This window comes from Streptomyces sp. NPDC030862 (genome assembly GCF_055571835.1).
Genome location: NZ_JBVIEN010000009.1, coordinates 133,401 through 147,982, shown reverse-complemented (window position 1 = coordinate 147,982; position 14,582 = coordinate 133,401). Strand labels below are relative to the sequence as shown.

General features: G+C 74.0%; 12 protein-coding genes. 10 read left to right on the top strand and 2 right to left on the bottom strand.

Going from position 1 to position 14,582, the window contains the following annotated elements:
* Nucleotides 1–72: 72 nt before the first annotated feature.
* Genes ACZ42X_RS24110 through ACZ42X_RS24075 form a run of 8 tightly spaced genes read left to right on the top strand, consistent with a single transcriptional unit; the run spans nt 73 to nt 10,136 of the window.
* Nucleotides 73–864 carry a TIGR03084 family metal-binding protein gene (locus ACZ42X_RS24110; protein WP_468293740.1) on the top strand — a complete coding sequence of 264 codons (792 nt, stop codon included), beginning with the start codon at nt 73–75 and terminating at the stop codon, nt 862–864.
* Entirely contained in the window at nt 861–2,537 is a 1,677-nt protein-coding gene (locus ACZ42X_RS24105) for an acyclic terpene utilization AtuA family protein (RefSeq protein WP_468293737.1), read from the top strand. The genes ACZ42X_RS24110 and ACZ42X_RS24105 overlap by 4 nt, the downstream gene beginning before the upstream one ends.
* A complete protein-coding gene (locus ACZ42X_RS24100) occupies nt 2,534–4,132 on the top strand; it encodes an acyl-CoA carboxylase subunit beta (RefSeq protein ID WP_468293734.1) in 1,599 nt (532 codons plus the stop codon). The genes ACZ42X_RS24105 and ACZ42X_RS24100 overlap by 4 nt, the downstream gene beginning before the upstream one ends.
* Before the next feature lie 7 nt (nt 4,133–4,139).
* A complete protein-coding gene (locus ACZ42X_RS24095) occupies nt 4,140–6,050 on the top strand; it encodes an acetyl/propionyl/methylcrotonyl-CoA carboxylase subunit alpha (RefSeq protein ID WP_468293731.1) in 1,911 nt (636 codons plus the stop codon).
* Nucleotides 6,047–7,180 (top strand): acyl-CoA dehydrogenase family protein, encoded by a 1,134-nt coding sequence (locus ACZ42X_RS24090; protein WP_468293728.1) that lies wholly within the window; start codon nt 6,047–6,049, stop codon nt 7,178–7,180. The genes ACZ42X_RS24095 and ACZ42X_RS24090 overlap by 4 nt, the downstream gene beginning before the upstream one ends.
* 30 nt (nt 7,181–7,210) lie before the next feature.
* Complete coding sequence (locus tag ACZ42X_RS24085; RefSeq protein ID WP_468293725.1) at nt 7,211–8,788, top strand: 4-coumarate--CoA ligase family protein; 1,578 nt, start codon at nt 7,211–7,213, stop codon at nt 8,786–8,788.
* Nucleotides 8,785–9,522 carry an enoyl-CoA hydratase family protein gene (locus tag ACZ42X_RS24080; RefSeq protein WP_468293723.1) on the top strand — a complete coding sequence of 246 codons (738 nt, stop codon included), beginning with the start codon at nt 8,785–8,787 and terminating at the stop codon, nt 9,520–9,522. The genes ACZ42X_RS24085 and ACZ42X_RS24080 overlap by 4 nt, the downstream gene beginning before the upstream one ends.
* A complete protein-coding gene (locus ACZ42X_RS24075; protein WP_468293719.1) occupies nt 9,510–10,136 on the top strand; it encodes a TetR/AcrR family transcriptional regulator in 627 nt (208 codons plus the stop codon). The genes ACZ42X_RS24080 and ACZ42X_RS24075 overlap by 13 nt, the downstream gene beginning before the upstream one ends.
* Nucleotides 10,137–10,199: 63 nt before the next feature.
* Here the strand turns inward: ACZ42X_RS24075 and ACZ42X_RS24070 are convergent, their stop codons facing one another.
* On the bottom strand, nt 10,200–11,300 hold the full coding sequence (locus ACZ42X_RS24070) for a citrate synthase 2 (RefSeq protein ID WP_361417723.1): 1,101 nt from the start codon (nt 11,298–11,300) through the stop codon (nt 10,200–10,202).
* Between the two features lie 293 nt (nt 11,301–11,593).
* Here ACZ42X_RS24070 and pdxH point away from each other — a divergent pair, with 293 nt between their 5' ends.
* Nucleotides 11,594–12,220, top strand: a complete 627-nt coding sequence (pdxH, locus tag ACZ42X_RS24065; protein WP_468294412.1) for a pyridoxamine 5'-phosphate oxidase — start codon at nt 11,594–11,596, stop codon at nt 12,218–12,220.
* 24 nt (nt 12,221–12,244) lie between these two features.
* Here pdxH and ACZ42X_RS24060 read toward each other — a convergent pair whose 3' ends face one another.
* Nucleotides 12,245–12,613 (bottom strand): hypothetical protein, encoded by a 369-nt coding sequence (locus ACZ42X_RS24060; RefSeq protein WP_468293716.1) that lies wholly within the window; start codon nt 12,611–12,613, stop codon nt 12,245–12,247.
* Nucleotides 12,614–13,040: 427 nt separating this feature from the next.
* Between ACZ42X_RS24060 and ACZ42X_RS24055 the strand changes: the two genes are divergently transcribed.
* On the top strand, nt 13,041–14,381 hold the full coding sequence (locus ACZ42X_RS24055) for a PAS domain-containing protein (RefSeq protein WP_468293714.1): 1,341 nt from the start codon (nt 13,041–13,043) through the stop codon (nt 14,379–14,381).
* Nucleotides 14,382–14,582: the final 201 nt, after the last annotated feature.

The following is a 14,582-nucleotide window of genomic DNA, read 5'->3' as shown; positions in this document are numbered from 1 at the left end:
TTTCTCCGGGCGCTGTCATGCTCCGGGGCACGCACCGCGTTTTCCGTGCCCGTGTCCCGGAGGGAGCGCCCCGTGTCCCACGCCTTGCTGGACGACCTGCGTGACGAGAGCGAGGAGCTCGACCGGCTGGTCGCGCCCCTGGAACCGGACCGGTGGGCAGCGCCCACCCCCGCGCCCCGCTGGACCGTCGCCCACCAGATCGCCCACCTCGCGTGGACCGACGCCGCGGCGCTGCTCGCCGTCACCGCCCCGGAGGCCTTCGCGGCGCACGTCGCCGAGGCGGCGAAGGCGCCCGACGCCTTCGTCGACCAGGGGGCGGAGGAGGGGGCGGCCGGACCCCCTCACGAGTTGCTGGCCCGCTGGCGGGAGGGGCGCGAGCGCCTCCAGCACGCCCTGCGCGCCGCGCCCCCCGGCGCCCGCTTCCCCTGGTACGGGCCGACCATGAGCGCCGGGTCCATGGCCACCGCCCGCCTGATGGAGACCTGGGCGCACGGCCAGGACGTCGCCGACGCCCTCGGAGCCGTACGGGAACCGACCGCGCGCCTGCGCCACGTCGCCTGGATCGGCGTGCGCGCCCGGGACTACGCCTACGCCGTCCGCGGGCTGACCCCGCCCGCCGGGCCCTTCCGGGTGGAGCTCACCGCACCGGACGGCACGGAGCTGTGGACGTACGGGCCCGAGGACGCCGGCCAGCGTGTGACCGGGCCCGCCCTGGACTTCTGCCTGCTGGTCACCCAGCGGGCCCACCGCGACGACGTGACCGTACGGGCCGAGGGCGCCGAGGCCGACCGCTGGCTCGGCATCGCCCAGGCCTTCGCCGGACCGGCCGGACCCGGCCGCGCCGCCAAGGGAGCCTCCCGGTGAGCGTGCTGCGGATCGGGAACGCCTCCGGCTTCTACGGCGACCGCTTCGACGCCGTACGCGAGATGCTCACCGGCGGCGAGCTGAACGTCCTCACCGGCGACTACCTCGCCGAGCTCACCATGCTCATCCTCGCGCGCGACCGCATGAAGGACCCGGCGCTCGGCTACGCCAAGACCTTCCTGCGCCAGATGGAGGAGGGCCTCGGGCTCGCCCACGAGCGCGGCGTGAAGATCGTGACCAACGCCGGCGGCCTCAACCCGGCGTCCCTCGCCGACGCCCTGCGCGCCCTCGCCGCCCGGCTCGGTCTGCCCGGGGTGCGGGTCGCGCACGTCGAGGGCGACCGGCTGCCCGCGCCGCGCGACGGCGTCCTCGCGGCGCACGCGTACCTCGGCGGGGGCGGCATCGCGGCCTGCCTGCGCGGCGGCGCGGACATCGTCGTGACCGGCCGGGTCACGGACGCGGCGCTCGTCAGCGGGCCCGCCGCCTGGTGGTTCGGCTGGGGGCCCGAGGACTACGACCGGCTCGCGGGCGCGGTGGTCGCCGGGCACGTCCTGGAGTGCGGGACCCAGGCGACGGGCGGCAACTACTCCTTCTTCGCCCACCATGACGTACGGCACCCCGGCTTCCCGCTCGCCGAGCTCCACGAGGACGGCACCGCCGTCATCACCAAGCACGACGGCACGGGCGGCTTCGTGGACGTCGGCACCGTCACCGCGCAGCTGCTCTACGAGACGGCGGGCGCCCGGTACGCGGGCCCCGACGTGACGGCCCGGCTGGACACCGTGCACCTCGCGCCGGACGGACCGGACCGGGTCCGGATCTCCGGCGTACGGGGCGAGCCGCCGCCCCCGACGCTCAAGGTCGGACTGAACCGGCTCGGCGGCTGGCGCAACGAGGTCGTGTTCGTGCTGACGGGCCTCGACATCGAGGCCAAGGCCCGGCTCGTGCGCGCCCAGGTCGAGGACGCGCTCCCCGTGAAACCGGCCGAGACGCGCTGGGAGCTGGCCCGCACCGACCGGGAGGACGCCGACACCGAGGAGACGGCCAGCGCCCTGCTGCGGCTCGTCGTCCGCGACCGCGACCCCGAGGTCGTGGGGCGGGCGGTCAGCGGCGCGGCGGTCGAGCTGGCGCTCGGCAGCTACCCCGGCTTCCACGTGACCGCGCCCCCCGGCAAGGGCACCCCGTACGGCGTCTTCGAGGCGGAGTACGTCGACGCGGGCACGGTCCCGCACAGCGCCGTACTGCCGGACGGCCATCACGAGACCGTCCCGGCCCCCGTACGCACCCATCCCCTGCACCCCGTCCCGGAACCGCCCCTCCCCGACCCCCTACCGCCCGGGCCCGTACGGCGTGCGCCGCTCGGGCTGGTCGCCGGGGCCCGCAGCGGCGACAAGGGCGGCGACGCCAACGTGGGCGTCTGGGCGCCGACGGACGAGGCGTGGCGCTGGCTCGCCCACGAGCTGACCGCCGAACGGTTCCGCGACCTGATCCCGGAGGCACGCGACCTGCCCGTCGTACGGCACATCCTGCCGAACCTGCGCGCGCTGAACTTCGTCGTGACCGGCCTGCTGGGCGAGGGCGTCGCCGCCCAGGCCCGCTTCGACCCCCAGGCCAAGGGCCTCGGCGAATGGCTGCGCGCCCGCCACCTCGACATCCCGGAGGCCCTGCTGTGACCGTGCTCCCCTCGCGCCTGGACACCGCCGGGCCCGACTACGCCGCGCACCGCGAGGCCATGCTCGCCAAGCTGGCCGAGCTGGACGCCGAGCACGCCAAGGTGCTCGCGGGCGGCGGACCCAAGTACGTCGAACGCCACCGCGCGCGGGGCAAGCTGCTCGCCCGCGAGCGGATCGAGCTGCTCCTCGACCCCGGGGCGCCGTTCCTCGAACTGTCGCCGCTCGCCGCCTGGGGCAGCGACCACACCGTCGGTGCGTCGATCGTCACCGGCATCGGCGTCGTCGAGGGCGTCGAGTGCCTGATCACCGCCAACGACCCGACCGTGCGCGGTGGCGCGTCCAACCCCTGGACGCTGAAGAAGGCCCTGCGCGCCAACGAGATCGCGTACGCCAACCGGCTGCCGTGCATCGCGCTCGTGGAGTCCGGCGGCGCCGACCTGCCCTCCCAGAAGGAGATCTTCATCCCGGGCGGGGCGCTCTTCCGGGACATCACGCGCCTGTCCGCCGCCGGGATCCCGACCGTCGCCGTCGTCTTCGGCAACTCGACGGCGGGCGGCGCCTACGTGCCCGGCATGTCCGACCACACCGTCATGATCAAGGAGCGGTCGAAGGTCTTCCTCGGCGGGCCGCCGCTCGTGAAGATGGCCACCGGCGAGGAAAGCGACGACGAGTCCCTCGGCGGCGCCGAGATGCACGCCCGCGTGTCGGGCCTCGCCGACCACTACGCCGTCGACGAGCCGGACGCCCTCCGCCAGGCCCGCCGGATCGTCGCCCGCCTCAACCACCGCAAGGCGCACCCCGATCCCGGCCCGGCCGAGCCGCCGACGTACGACCCGGAGGAGCTCCTCGGCATCGTGCCCGGGGACCTGAAGACCCCCTTCGACCCGCGCGAGGTCATCGCCCGGATCGTCGACGGCTCCGACTTCGACGAGTTCAAGCCGCTGTACGGGCCCTCGCTCACCACCGGATGGGCCACGTTGCACGGCTATCCGGTCGGCATCCTCGCCAACGCCCAGGGCGTGCTGTTCTCCGCCGAGTCCCAGAAGGCGGCCCAGTTCATCCAGCTGGCCAACCAGCGGGACATCCCGCTGCTGTTCCTGCACAACACCACCGGTTACATGGTCGGCAGGGAGTACGAGCAGGGCGGCATCATCAAGCACGGCGCGATGATGATCAACGCGGTGTCCAACTCGCGCGTCCCGCACCTCTCGGTGCTCATGGGCGCGTCGTACGGCGCCGGGCACTACGGCATGTGCGGCCGCGCCTACGACCCCCGGTTCCTGTTCGCCTGGCCCAGCGCCAAGTCCGCCGTCATGGGCCCGCAGCAGCTCGCCGGCGTCCTGTCGATCGTCGCCCGCGCGTCAGCGGCGGCCAAGGGGCAGCCGTACGACGACGAGGGCGACGCCGCGCTGCGCGCCATGGTGGAGCAGCAGATCGAGGCCGAGTCGCTGCCGCTGTTCCTGTCGGGACGGCTGTACGACGACGGGGTCATCGACCCGCGCGACACGCGTACCGTCCTCGGCCTGTGCCTGTCGGCGATCCACACCGCCCCGGTCGAAGGCGCGCGCGGCGGCTTCGGCGTCTTCCGGATGTGAGGCCCTGATGATTACTTCCGTCCTTGTGGCGAACCGCGCGGAGATCGCCTGCCGCGTCTTCCGCACCTGCCGCTCCCTCGGCGTCGACACGGTGGCGGTGTACGCGGACCCGGACGCGTCCGCCCTGCACGTACGGGAGGCCGACACGGCCGTACGGCTGCCGGGAGCGGCACCCGCCGACACCTACCTGCGCGGCGACCTGATCGTGAAGGCCGCCCTCGCGGCGGGCGCGGACGCCGTCCACCCCGGGTACGGATTCCTGTCCGAGAACGCCGACTTCGCGCGTGCGGTGCTGGACGCCGGTCTCACGTGGGTGGGCCCGCCGCCCAAGGCGATCGAGACGATGGCGTCCAAGACGCGCGCGAAGGAGCTGATGGCGGCGGCGGGCGTCCCGCTGCTGGACCCCGTCGACCCGGCGACGGCCACCCCTGAGGACCTGCCGCTCCTGCTCAAGGCGGCGGCGGGCGGCGGCGGCCGGGGCATGCGGGTCGTCCGGGACCTGGCCGCGCTCCCCGGCGAGCTGGCGGCGGCCACCGCCGAGGCCCGTTCGGCGTTCGGCGACGGCGAGGTGTTCGCGGAGCCGTACGTCGAGCGGGGCCGCCACGTCGAGGTGCAGATCCTCGCCGACACCCACGGCACCGTGTGGGCGCTCGGCACCCGCGACTGCTCGCTCCAGCGGCGGCACCAGAAGGTCGTCGAGGAGGCCCCGGCGCCGGGCCTGAGCGCCGCCCTGCGCGAGACGCTGCACACCTCGGCGGTGGCGGCGGCACGGGCGGTGGGGTACGCGGGCGCGGGCACGGTCGAGTTCCTGGTCTCCGGCGACCGGGCGTACTTCCTGGAGATGAACACCCGCCTCCAGGTCGAACACCCCGTCACGGAAGTCGTCTTCGGCCTCGACCTGGTCGCCCTCCAGCTCCGGATCGCGGAGGGCGGAGCGCTTCCGCCGGAACCGCCCGCCCCCTCGGGCCACGCGGTGGAGGCCCGCCTCTACGCCGAGGACCCGGCCCGCGCGTGGGCCCCGCAGACGGGCGTCCTGCATGCGCTGGACCTCCCGGCGGGTGACGGGCTCCGCGTGGACGCCGGTTACGCCGCCGGGGACGCCGTGGGCGTGCACTACGACGCCATGCTGGCCAAGGTGATCGCCCACGCGCCCACCCGGCAGGAGGCGATCCGCAAGCTGGCCCACGCCCTGGCGCGCGCCCGCGTGCACGGGCCGGTCACCAACCGGGACCTGCTCGTACGGTCGCTGCGGCACCCGGACTTCGTGGCGGGGCGGCTCGACACCGGGTTCTACGAGCGGCACCTGCCCGGACTGACCGCCCCCGAGCCCGGGGAGGCCGAGGCGGCCGTGGCCGCCGCCCTCGCGGAGGCCGCACGCCACTCCGGGCGCTTCGGCGCCTTCCGCAACGTGCCGTCGCAGCCGCAGACCGCCCGCTACGGCGACCACGAGATCCGCTATCGCCCCACCCGTGACGGCCGGTTCACCGTCGAGTCCCACCCGCACACGCGCGTGGTGGACGTGTCGCCCGACCGCGTCCGCCTCGACGTGGCCGGCGTCGTCCGGCGCTACGAGGTCGCCGCGTACGGCGACGGCACCGTGTACGCGGGGCCGTTCCGGCTCACCGCACCTCCCCGCTTCACCGGCCCCGCCGAGCGCACCGCCCCCGGCTCGCTGCTCGCGCCCATGCCCGGCACCGTCGTCCGGGTCGCCGACGTCGAGCCCGGGGACCGGGTCGAGGCGGGGCAGCCGCTCGTCTGGCTGGAGGCCATGAAGATGGAGCACCGGATCGCCGCTCCCGCCTCCGGCACGCTCACCGCGCTCCACGCCGCCCCCGGCCACCAGGTCGAGGTCGGTGCCCTGCTCGCCGTCGTACAGGACGCAGACGTAGACGTGGACGTACAGGAGGAACAGACATGACCGGAGTCGTCGAGAACGACGAACAGCAAGCCCTGCGCGCCGCCGTCGCCGCCCTCGGGCGGCGCCACGGGCGCGAGCACGACCGGAAGGCCCTCTGGGCGGAGGCCGGCAAGCTCGGCTACCTCGGGGTGAACCTCCCCGAGGAGTACGGCGGCGGAGGCGGCGGCATGGCCGAGCTGTCCATCGTCCTGGAGGAGCTGGGCGCGGCGGGCTGCCCGCTGCTGATGATGGTGGTGTCCCCGGCGATCTGCGGCACGGTCATCGCCCGCTTCGGCACCGACGAGCAGAAGCGGCGCTGGCTGCCGGGCCTCGCCGACGGCGGCAGCACCATGGCCTTCGGCATCACCGAGCCGGACGCGGGCTCCAACTCCCACCGCATCACCACCACCGCGCGCCGCGACGGCGACGACTGGGTGCTGACCGGCCGCAAGGTGTTCATCTCCGGCGTCGACATCGCCGACGCGACGCTGATCGTGGGCCGCACGGAGGACGCCCGCACGGGCAGCCTGAAGCCGTGCCTGTTCGTCGTCCCGCGCGACACCCCCGGCTTCGGCCGCCGCCCCATCGACATGGAACTGCACGCCCACGAGAAGCAGTTCGAGCTGACGCTGGACGACGTACGGCTCCCGGCGGACGCGCTCGTGGGTGACGAAGACGCGGGGCTGCTGCAGCTCTTCGCCGGGCTCAACCCCGAGCGCATCATGACGGCCGCCTTCGCCATCGGCATGGGCCGTTACGCGGTCGCGCGGGCCGTCGCGTACGCCAAGGAGCGCCAGGTGTGGAAGTCGCCCATCGGCGCCCACCAGGCCATCGCGCACCCCCTCGCCCAGGTCCACATCGAACTGGAGCTGGCCCGCCTGATGATGCAGCGGGCGGCCCACCTGTACGACGCGGGCGACGACGTCGGCGCGGGCGAGGCCGCCAACATGGCCAAGTACGCGGCGGCCGAGGCGTGCGTGCGGGCCGTCGACCAGTCCGTGCACACCCTCGGCGGAAACGGCCTCACACGCGAGTTCGGCCTCGCCTCGCTCATCACCGCCTCGCGTGTGGCACGGATAGCCCCCGTCAGCCGGGAAATGATTCTGAACTACGTGTCCCACCAGACGCTCGGACTGCCCAAGTCGTACTGATCACCGACGCCGTACCGACAGGAGCCGTTGATGGTGTTCCACAGCGAGTACGCGGACGTCCCGACCCTGTCCCTCCCCATCCACGACGCCGTCCTGGACAACGCCCGCGCGTACGGCGACACCGTCGCCCTCGTCGACGGCGCGGGCGAGCTGTCCGTCACGTACGCCCAGCTCGACACGTACCACCGCCGCATCGCCGCCGCGCTCGCGGAGGCGGGCGTCCGCAAGGGCGACGTGCTGGCGCTGCACAGCCCGAACACCGTCGTCTACCCGGCCGTCTTCTACGCGGCGACGCGCGCCGGCGCGTCCGTCACCACCCTCCACCCGCTGGCGACGGCCGAGGAGGTCGCCAAGCAGCTGCGGGACTCCGCCGCCCGCTGGGTCGTCACCGTCTCGCCGCTCCTGGAGACGGCCCGGCGCGCCGCGCGCGGGACGGACGTCCGCGAGATCTTCGTCTGCGACCAGGCGGAAGGGCACCGCTCCGTCCTGGACATGCTGGGCTCGACGGCGCCGGAACCGTCCGTCGCGATCGACCCGGACGAGGACGTCGCCGTGCTGCCGTACTCCTCCGGCACGACCGGTGTCCCCAAGGGCGTCATGCTCACCCACCGCTCGATCGCCACCAACCTGGCGCAGCTGGACCCGCTGGTGCCGGTGGGGCCCGGCCACCGGATCCTCGCCATCCTGCCGTTCTTCCACATCTACGGCCTCACGGCCCTGATGAACGCGCCGCTGCGGCACGGCGCCACCGTGGTCGTGCTGCCGCGCTTCGAACTGGAGCAGTTCCTCGGGACGATCGAGAAGCACCGCGTCAACGGCCTGTACGTGGCCCCGCCGGTGGTCCTCGCGCTCGCCAAGCACCCGGCGGTCACGCGCTACGACCTGTCGTCGCTGGAGTACGTCCTCAGCGCCGCCGCCCCGCTCGACGGGCACCTCGCGCGGGCCTGCGCGGCGCGGCTCGGCCTGCCGCCCGTACGCCAGGCGTACGGCATGACGGAGCTGTCGCCCGCCACCCACGTGGTGCCGCTGACGGCCCCCGACGCCCCACCGGGCGCCGTCGGCAAGCTGCTGCCGAGCACCGAGATGCGGATCGTCTCCCTCGACGACCCCGGCAAGGACCTGGGCGCGGGGGAGGAGGGCGAGATCTGGATCCGGGGACCGCAGGTGATGAAGGGCTACCTGGGCCGTCCGGACGCGACGGCCGCGATGATCGACGTGGAGGGGTGGCTGCACACCGGCGACGTGGGGCGCGTCGACGCCGACGGCTGGCTGTACGTCGTCGACCGCGTCAAGGAGCTGATCAAGTACAAGGGCTTCCAGGTCGCGCCGGCCGAACTGGAGGCGCTGCTGCTGACGCACGAGGGCATCGCGGACGCGGCGGTGATCGGCGTGTACGACGAGGACGGCAACGAGGTGCCGAAGGCGTACGTCGTACGGCGGCCGGGCGCCACGGAACCGACGGCCGGCGAGGTCATGGCCTTCGTGGCCGGCAAGGTCGCCCCGTACAAGAAGATCCGGCGGGTCGAGTTCATCGAGGGCGTGCCGAGGGCGGCGTCGGGGAAGATCCTCCGCCGGGAACTGAGGGAGAGGGAACGGGAGGGCGCATGACGAGCCTCGTCACCACCGCGCACGAGCGCGGCATCACCACCCTGACGCTGGACTCCCCGGACAACCGCAACGCGCTCTCCGCGCGGGTCGTCGGCGAGCTGGCGGAGGCGCTGGACGCCTGCGGCAAGGACCCGGCGGTACGGGCGGTGGTGCTCACGCACGCGGGGCCGACGTTCAGCGCGGGCGCCGACCTGAAGGCGCCGCCCAGCCCGTACACCTTCGTGGCACTGCTGCGGGCGATCGTGGAGCTGCCCAAGCCGGTGGTGGCGCGCGTGACCGGGCACGTACGGGCCGGCGGGCTCGGTCTGGTGGGCGCGTGCGACATCGTGGCGGCCGCGCCGGAGGCGGACTTCGCGCTCACGGAGGCCCGCCTCGGGGTGGCGCCGGCCGTCATCTCGCTGACGCTGCTGCCGCGCCTCGACCCGGCGGCCGCGAGCCGGTACTACCTGACGGGCGAGCGGTTCGACGCGGCGGAGGCGGCCCGGATCGGCCTGGTGACCGTCGTCGGGGAGGACGTGGACCGCGCGCTCACGCCCGTGCTGGACGGGCTGCGGAAGGCGTCGCCGCAGGGGCTGGCGGAGAGCAAGCGGCTGGTCACGGCTAGGGTGCTGGAGACTTTCGAGCGCGACGCGGAGGATCTCGTCCAGCGCTCGGCCTCGCTCTTCGCCTCGGCGGAGGCCCGCGAGGGGATGACGGCCTTCCTGGAGCGACGGGACGCTGCATGGGTGTTGTGACCACCGGTACGACCGCTACCACCGCCGCGAAGGCGCCGAACGCCTCGAAGGCGCCGAAGCAGGACCGCAGCCGGGCCACCCGGCAGCGGCTCCTGGAGGCGGCCGTGGCCTGCCTGGCCGAACGCGGCTGGTCGGGCTCGACCGTCTCCGTCGTCGCCGAACGCGCCGGCGTCTCGCGCGGCGCCGCCCAGCACCACTTCCCGACCCGCGAGGACCTCTTCACGGCGGCCGTCGAGTACGTCGCCGAGGAGCGCTCCCAAGCCCTGCGCGCCCTGCCCGTCCAGGGCCGCGCGGCGGTCGTCGCGGCCCTGGTGGACCTCTACACGGGCCCCCTGTTCCGGGCGGCCCTGCACCTGTGGGTGGCCGCCTCCAACGAGGAGCAGCTGCGCCCCCGCGTGACCGAACTGGAGGCGAAGGTCGGCCGCGAGACCCACCGCATCGCGGTCGAGCTCCTCGCCGCCGACGAGTCCCGCCCCGGCGTCCGCGAGACGGTCCAGGGCCTCCTGGACATGGCCCGCGGCCTCGGCCTCGCCAACCTGCTGACGGACGACCGGGCCCGACGGGACCGGGTGGTGGCGCAGTGGGGGAAGCTGCTGGACGAGGTCTTGGGCTGACGTGAATGGCGCCGCTCCCTCACGCGGGAGCGGCGCCGTCGGCGTATCGGCGAGGTGGGGCGGTCAGCCGGTGATGTCGTCGAAACCGGCGATCTCGCGCGGGCTGCGCGGGCCCGGGCCCACGTAGCGGGCGGAGGGACGGACCAGGCGGCCGGTGCGCTTCTGCTCCAGGATGTGGGCGCTCCAGCCGGCCGTGCGGGCGCAGGTGAACATGGAGGTGAACATGTGCGCCGGGACCTCCGCGAAGTCCAGCACGATCGCCGCCCAGAACTCCACGTTCGTCGCCAGGACCCGGTCCGGGCGACGGTTGTGCAGCTCCTCCAGGGCGGCCTTCTCCAGCGCCTCCGCCACCTCGAAGCGCGGCGCGGCGAGCTCCTTGGCGGTACGGCGCAGGACGCGGGCGCGCGGGTCCTCGGCGCGGTAGACGCGGTGGCCGAAGCCCATCAGGCGCTCGCCCTTGTCGAGGGCCTGGCGGACGTACGCGCCGGCGTCACCGGTGCGCTCGATCTCCTCGATCATGCCGAGGACGCGGGACGGGGCCCCGCCGTGCAGGGGCCCGGACATGGCGCCGACGGCGCCCGAGAGGGCCGCGGCCACGTCGGCGCCCGTGGAGGCGATGACGCGGGCCGTGAAGGTGGAGGCGTTCATGCCGTGCTCGGCGGCGGACGTCCAGTACGCGTCGACGGCCTTGACGTGCTTCGGGTCCGGCTCGCCGCGCCAACGGATCATGAACCGCTCGACGACGGACTGCGCCTTGTCGATCTCGCTCTGCGGCACCATCGGCAGGCCCTGCCCGCGCGCGCTCTGCGCGACGTACGACAGCGCCATGACGGCCGCCCGCGCGAGGTCGTCGCGGGCCTGCTCCTCGTCGATGTCGAGCAGCGGTTTCAGGCCCCACACCGGGGCGAGCATGGCGAGCGCCGACTGCACGTCGACACGGATGTCGCCGGAGTGCACCGGGATCGGGAACGGCTCGGCCGGCGGCAGGCCGGGGTTGAACGCCCCGTCGACCAGCAGGCCCCACACGTTGCCGAAGGAGACGGACCCGACGAGTTCCTCGATGTCGACGCCGCGGTAGCGCAGCGCACCGCCTTCCTTGTCCGGTTCGGCGATCTCCGTCTCGAACGCGACGACTCCTTCGAGTCCGGGTACGAAGTCGGACATCAGGCGGCTCCTCGTGAGGTGAGTCTTCCGGTGAGAGTTCCGGTGTGTCTTCCGGGGGTGCGGTGATACCCCGTACGGCAGGTGGTCATCCAGCACCGTCGTAGGGAGGGAACAGTGACCCAGCGCATGAGTCTGTCGGGTTCCCCCGATGCGGGGAAGCGTGACATCCGGCACACTCCGCCGAACCGGGCAGGAAGGATTAGTGGCACTGGGTGCCGGGAAGACTGGTCCGCTACGGCAGGATGACCTCTGTGACAGACGCTCTCGACCCAGCAGCTCTCGATCCCGCCGACATGCGCGAGCAGTACCGCACCGCCCAGTTCCTGGAGGCGGACCTCGCGGCCGAGCCGATGGACCAGTTCGACCGCTGGTTCAAGGAGGTGGCCGGCAGCGGGGTGATCCACGAGCCCAACGCCATGATCGTCTCCACGGCCTCGCCCGACGGCCGCCCCTCGTCACGCACGGTGCTGCTCAAGCACTACGACGAGCGGGGCTTCGTCTTCTTCACCAACTACGGCTCCCGCAAGGGCATGGAGCTCGACACCAACCCGTACGTCTCGCTGCTCTTCCCCTGGCACCCGGTGGCCCGCCAGGTCATCGTCACCGGCGTGGCGTCCCGCGTGGGCCGCGACGAGACCGCCGCGTACTTCCGCACCCGCCCGCACGGCTCCCAGCTGGGCGCCTGGGCGAGCGAGCAATCGTCCGTGATCGCCTCGCGGGCGGAGCTGCTGGCACGCTTCGAGGAGCTCGCGGCGCGCTACCCGGAGGGCGAGCAGGTGCCGGTGCCGCCGCACTGGGGCGGCTTCCGGATCGCCCCGGAGACGGTGGAGTTCTGGCAGGGCCACGAGAACCGGCTGCACGACCGGCTGCGCTACGTCGGGCAGGACGCCTCCTGGCGCGTGGAGCGCCTCTCGCCCTGACGCGTCGACCGGGGCGGGCGCCGCTCAGGCGAAGTCGATCGCGGCCAGCAGCGGGCCGCCGAAGGCCAACGCGTACTGCGCGAACACCACCCCGCGACGTACGGCGTGGTCCAGCGTGTCCCGCGGCGCGCACAGCGCCACCAGGCCCACCAGCCCGGACAGCCCCATCGACCACATCGACGCTCCGACGAGGGGGCCGCTGCGGCCGTCGCCGCTGTAGGCCTGGTTCAGGATGATGACGAGGGTCGCGACGAAGGCGACGGCGAGGAGCAGGAGCCCGATCCCGGCGAAGACGCGCACGGCGCCCGTGGACGGGGCGAAGGGGTCGGAGGGGTCGGAGGGGTCGGTGGTGCCGGCTGCGGTGCCGGCGATGTCCGCGGTCGTGTTCGTCATGGCTGCCATGCTGCCGCCCGCGCCCGGCCGCCCACACCGGGCCGCGTACTCATCTCCGCGTGCGGCTCCTACTCAGACGGAGCCCGGGAAACGCAGAAGCCCGCGGGCTCTTTCCCTCCTGGACGGAGGGGTCGGCCGGATGTGCCGACGAGCCCGCGGGCCGGTGACTGCTTGGGATTACGGCAGGAGGCCTGCCGCCTTTGCACAGAGTGCGACGACAGGCCTTAGCCCGCAGTCACCTCACGCATCCGAAAAGAAACCACTTCCGGATCACCTCCTTTCCTGTGTGCCCACACACTAGGAACCGGTCCGGCGGCCGCACAACGCATTTTCGCGAACGGGCTGTGTCCTGGGTCACCTTCCAGTTCAATGACCGCAGGTGAGTACAGGAGAACAGGTTGGGACACGTCCTGCAGGGGGTGCCGGGATGACTGCGTCCAAGAGCGAGACGGCGACCGGTGAGCGCGGATCGGACGAGCTGCTCGCCGCGCTGCTGGACGGGATGGACGCGGCGCTCTGTGCGTTCGACGCCGACGGGGTGATCACCCACTGGAACCGCGAGGCCGAGCGGATCCTCGGCTGGACCGCCGAGGAGGCCGTCGGGCGGCCCGGGCTCGGCGGGTGGGCCGCGCGGGCCGAGGACGCCGCGGAGGTGTGGGAGCGGCTGGCCGGGGTCATGCGGGCGGCCGGGCGTCAGGTGCACGAGTTCCCGCTGCTGCGCAAGGACGGCGGGCGGGTCCTCGTACGGACGCAGTCGGCCGGTGTGCGCGGCGCGGACGGCCGGCCGGCGGGGGTGTACTGCGCGTTCAGCGAGGTGCACGCGCAGATCGACCTGGAGCGGTCCATCGCGCTCAGCGAGGCGCTGTTCGAGGACGCCGCCTGGGGCGTCGTGCTCGTCGACGTCGACCTGCGCCCGGCCGTGGTCAACGCGCACGCCGCCCGGGCGCTGGGCGCCGGGCGCACGACGGTGCTGGGGCGGCCGCTGGGCGAGCTGGTGGTGCAGGGCGTGGAGGAGCTGGAGGGCGCGCTCCAGCACGTCCTGGCGCAGGGCGCGCCCCCGGGGCTCGCCGAGCTGTGGGTGACGGTGCGGACGGCGGAGGGCGAGCGGCGGCGGTGCTGGCGCAGCGGCTTCCTGCGGCTGGCGTCCCCGCTCGCGGAGGAGCCGGTGCCGCTGGGCGTCGGCTGGCTGTTCCAGGACGTGACCGAGGACAAGCTGGCGGCACAGGAGGCCGACCGGCTGCGGTTCCGCTCCAGCCAGCTGCACCGCGCGGGCGGCGCGGCGGCGGAGTGCGAGGACCCGATGCAGGCGGCCGCCGTGTACCTGGACTTCGCGCTCGCCGGATTCGCCGACCACGTGCTGCTCGACCTCGTCGGCCCCGACCCGGCGCGGGGCGAGGGCCTCGTACGCGCCGCGGCGTCGCCCTCCGGCGCGCCCGGCCCCGTCGCGCGCGTGGCGGGCGGGGGCCTGCCCGTGCGGTACGGCCCCGGCCACCCGGCCCTCCAGGCGGTGGACCGCGCCGGTTCGGTACGGGCGAGCGCCGCGTCCGAGGCCTGGGCCGCGGAGCGCCAGTGGCCCCGGGACGCGGCCCACGCCCTCTGCACGGTCCTGCGCAGCCGGGGCCGCACGCTGGGCGTGGTGACCTTCCTCCGCTGCGCGACCAGACCGGCCTTCGAGCGCCCGGACGCGGCGTACGCGGAGAGCGTGGCGGTCCGCGTGGCGGGTTCGGTGGACCTGGCGTCGGCGCTGGGCGGACGCCCGGGGGGTTGAGGCGGCTCTCCGGGGCGGGGTCCGGGAAGGCCCGCCCAGAAGAGCCCCGGAGGGCCCGGAGAGCCCGGCCGGAGAGCTCCGGATAGCCCCGGCCGGATAGCCCCGGCCGGAGAGCTCCGGCCGGAATGCCCCGGCGTGAGAGCCCGGCCGGATAGCCCGGCCGGAGAGCCCCGGATAGCCCCGGCCGGAGACTCCCGGAGA

What these genes read in the sequence shown, in the direction of transcription:
- ACZ42X_RS24085 (WP_468293725.1), top strand. Translation starts at nt 7,211, where the DNA reads ATGGTGTTCCACAGCGAGTACGCGGACGTCCCGACCCTGTCCCTCCCC.
- ACZ42X_RS24060 (WP_468293716.1), bottom strand. Translation starts at nt 12,613, where the DNA reads ATGACGAACACGACCGCGGACATCGCCGGCACCGCAGCCGGCACCACC.
- ACZ42X_RS24075 (WP_468293719.1), top strand. Translation starts at nt 9,510, where the DNA reads ATGGGTGTTGTGACCACCGGTACGACCGCTACCACCGCCGCGAAGGCG.
- ACZ42X_RS24070 (WP_361417723.1), bottom strand. Translation starts at nt 11,300, where the DNA reads ATGTCCGACTTCGTACCCGGACTCGAAGGAGTCGTCGCGTTCGAGACG.
- ACZ42X_RS24080 (WP_468293723.1), top strand. Translation starts at nt 8,785, where the DNA reads ATGACGAGCCTCGTCACCACCGCGCACGAGCGCGGCATCACCACCCTG.
- ACZ42X_RS24095 (WP_468293731.1), top strand. Translation starts at nt 4,140, where the DNA reads ATGATTACTTCCGTCCTTGTGGCGAACCGCGCGGAGATCGCCTGCCGC.
- pdxH (WP_468294412.1), top strand. Translation starts at nt 11,594, where the DNA reads ATGCGCGAGCAGTACCGCACCGCCCAGTTCCTGGAGGCGGACCTCGCG.
- ACZ42X_RS24055 (WP_468293714.1), top strand. Translation starts at nt 13,041, where the DNA reads ATGACTGCGTCCAAGAGCGAGACGGCGACCGGTGAGCGCGGATCGGAC.
- ACZ42X_RS24090 (WP_468293728.1), top strand. Translation starts at nt 6,047, where the DNA reads ATGACCGGAGTCGTCGAGAACGACGAACAGCAAGCCCTGCGCGCCGCC.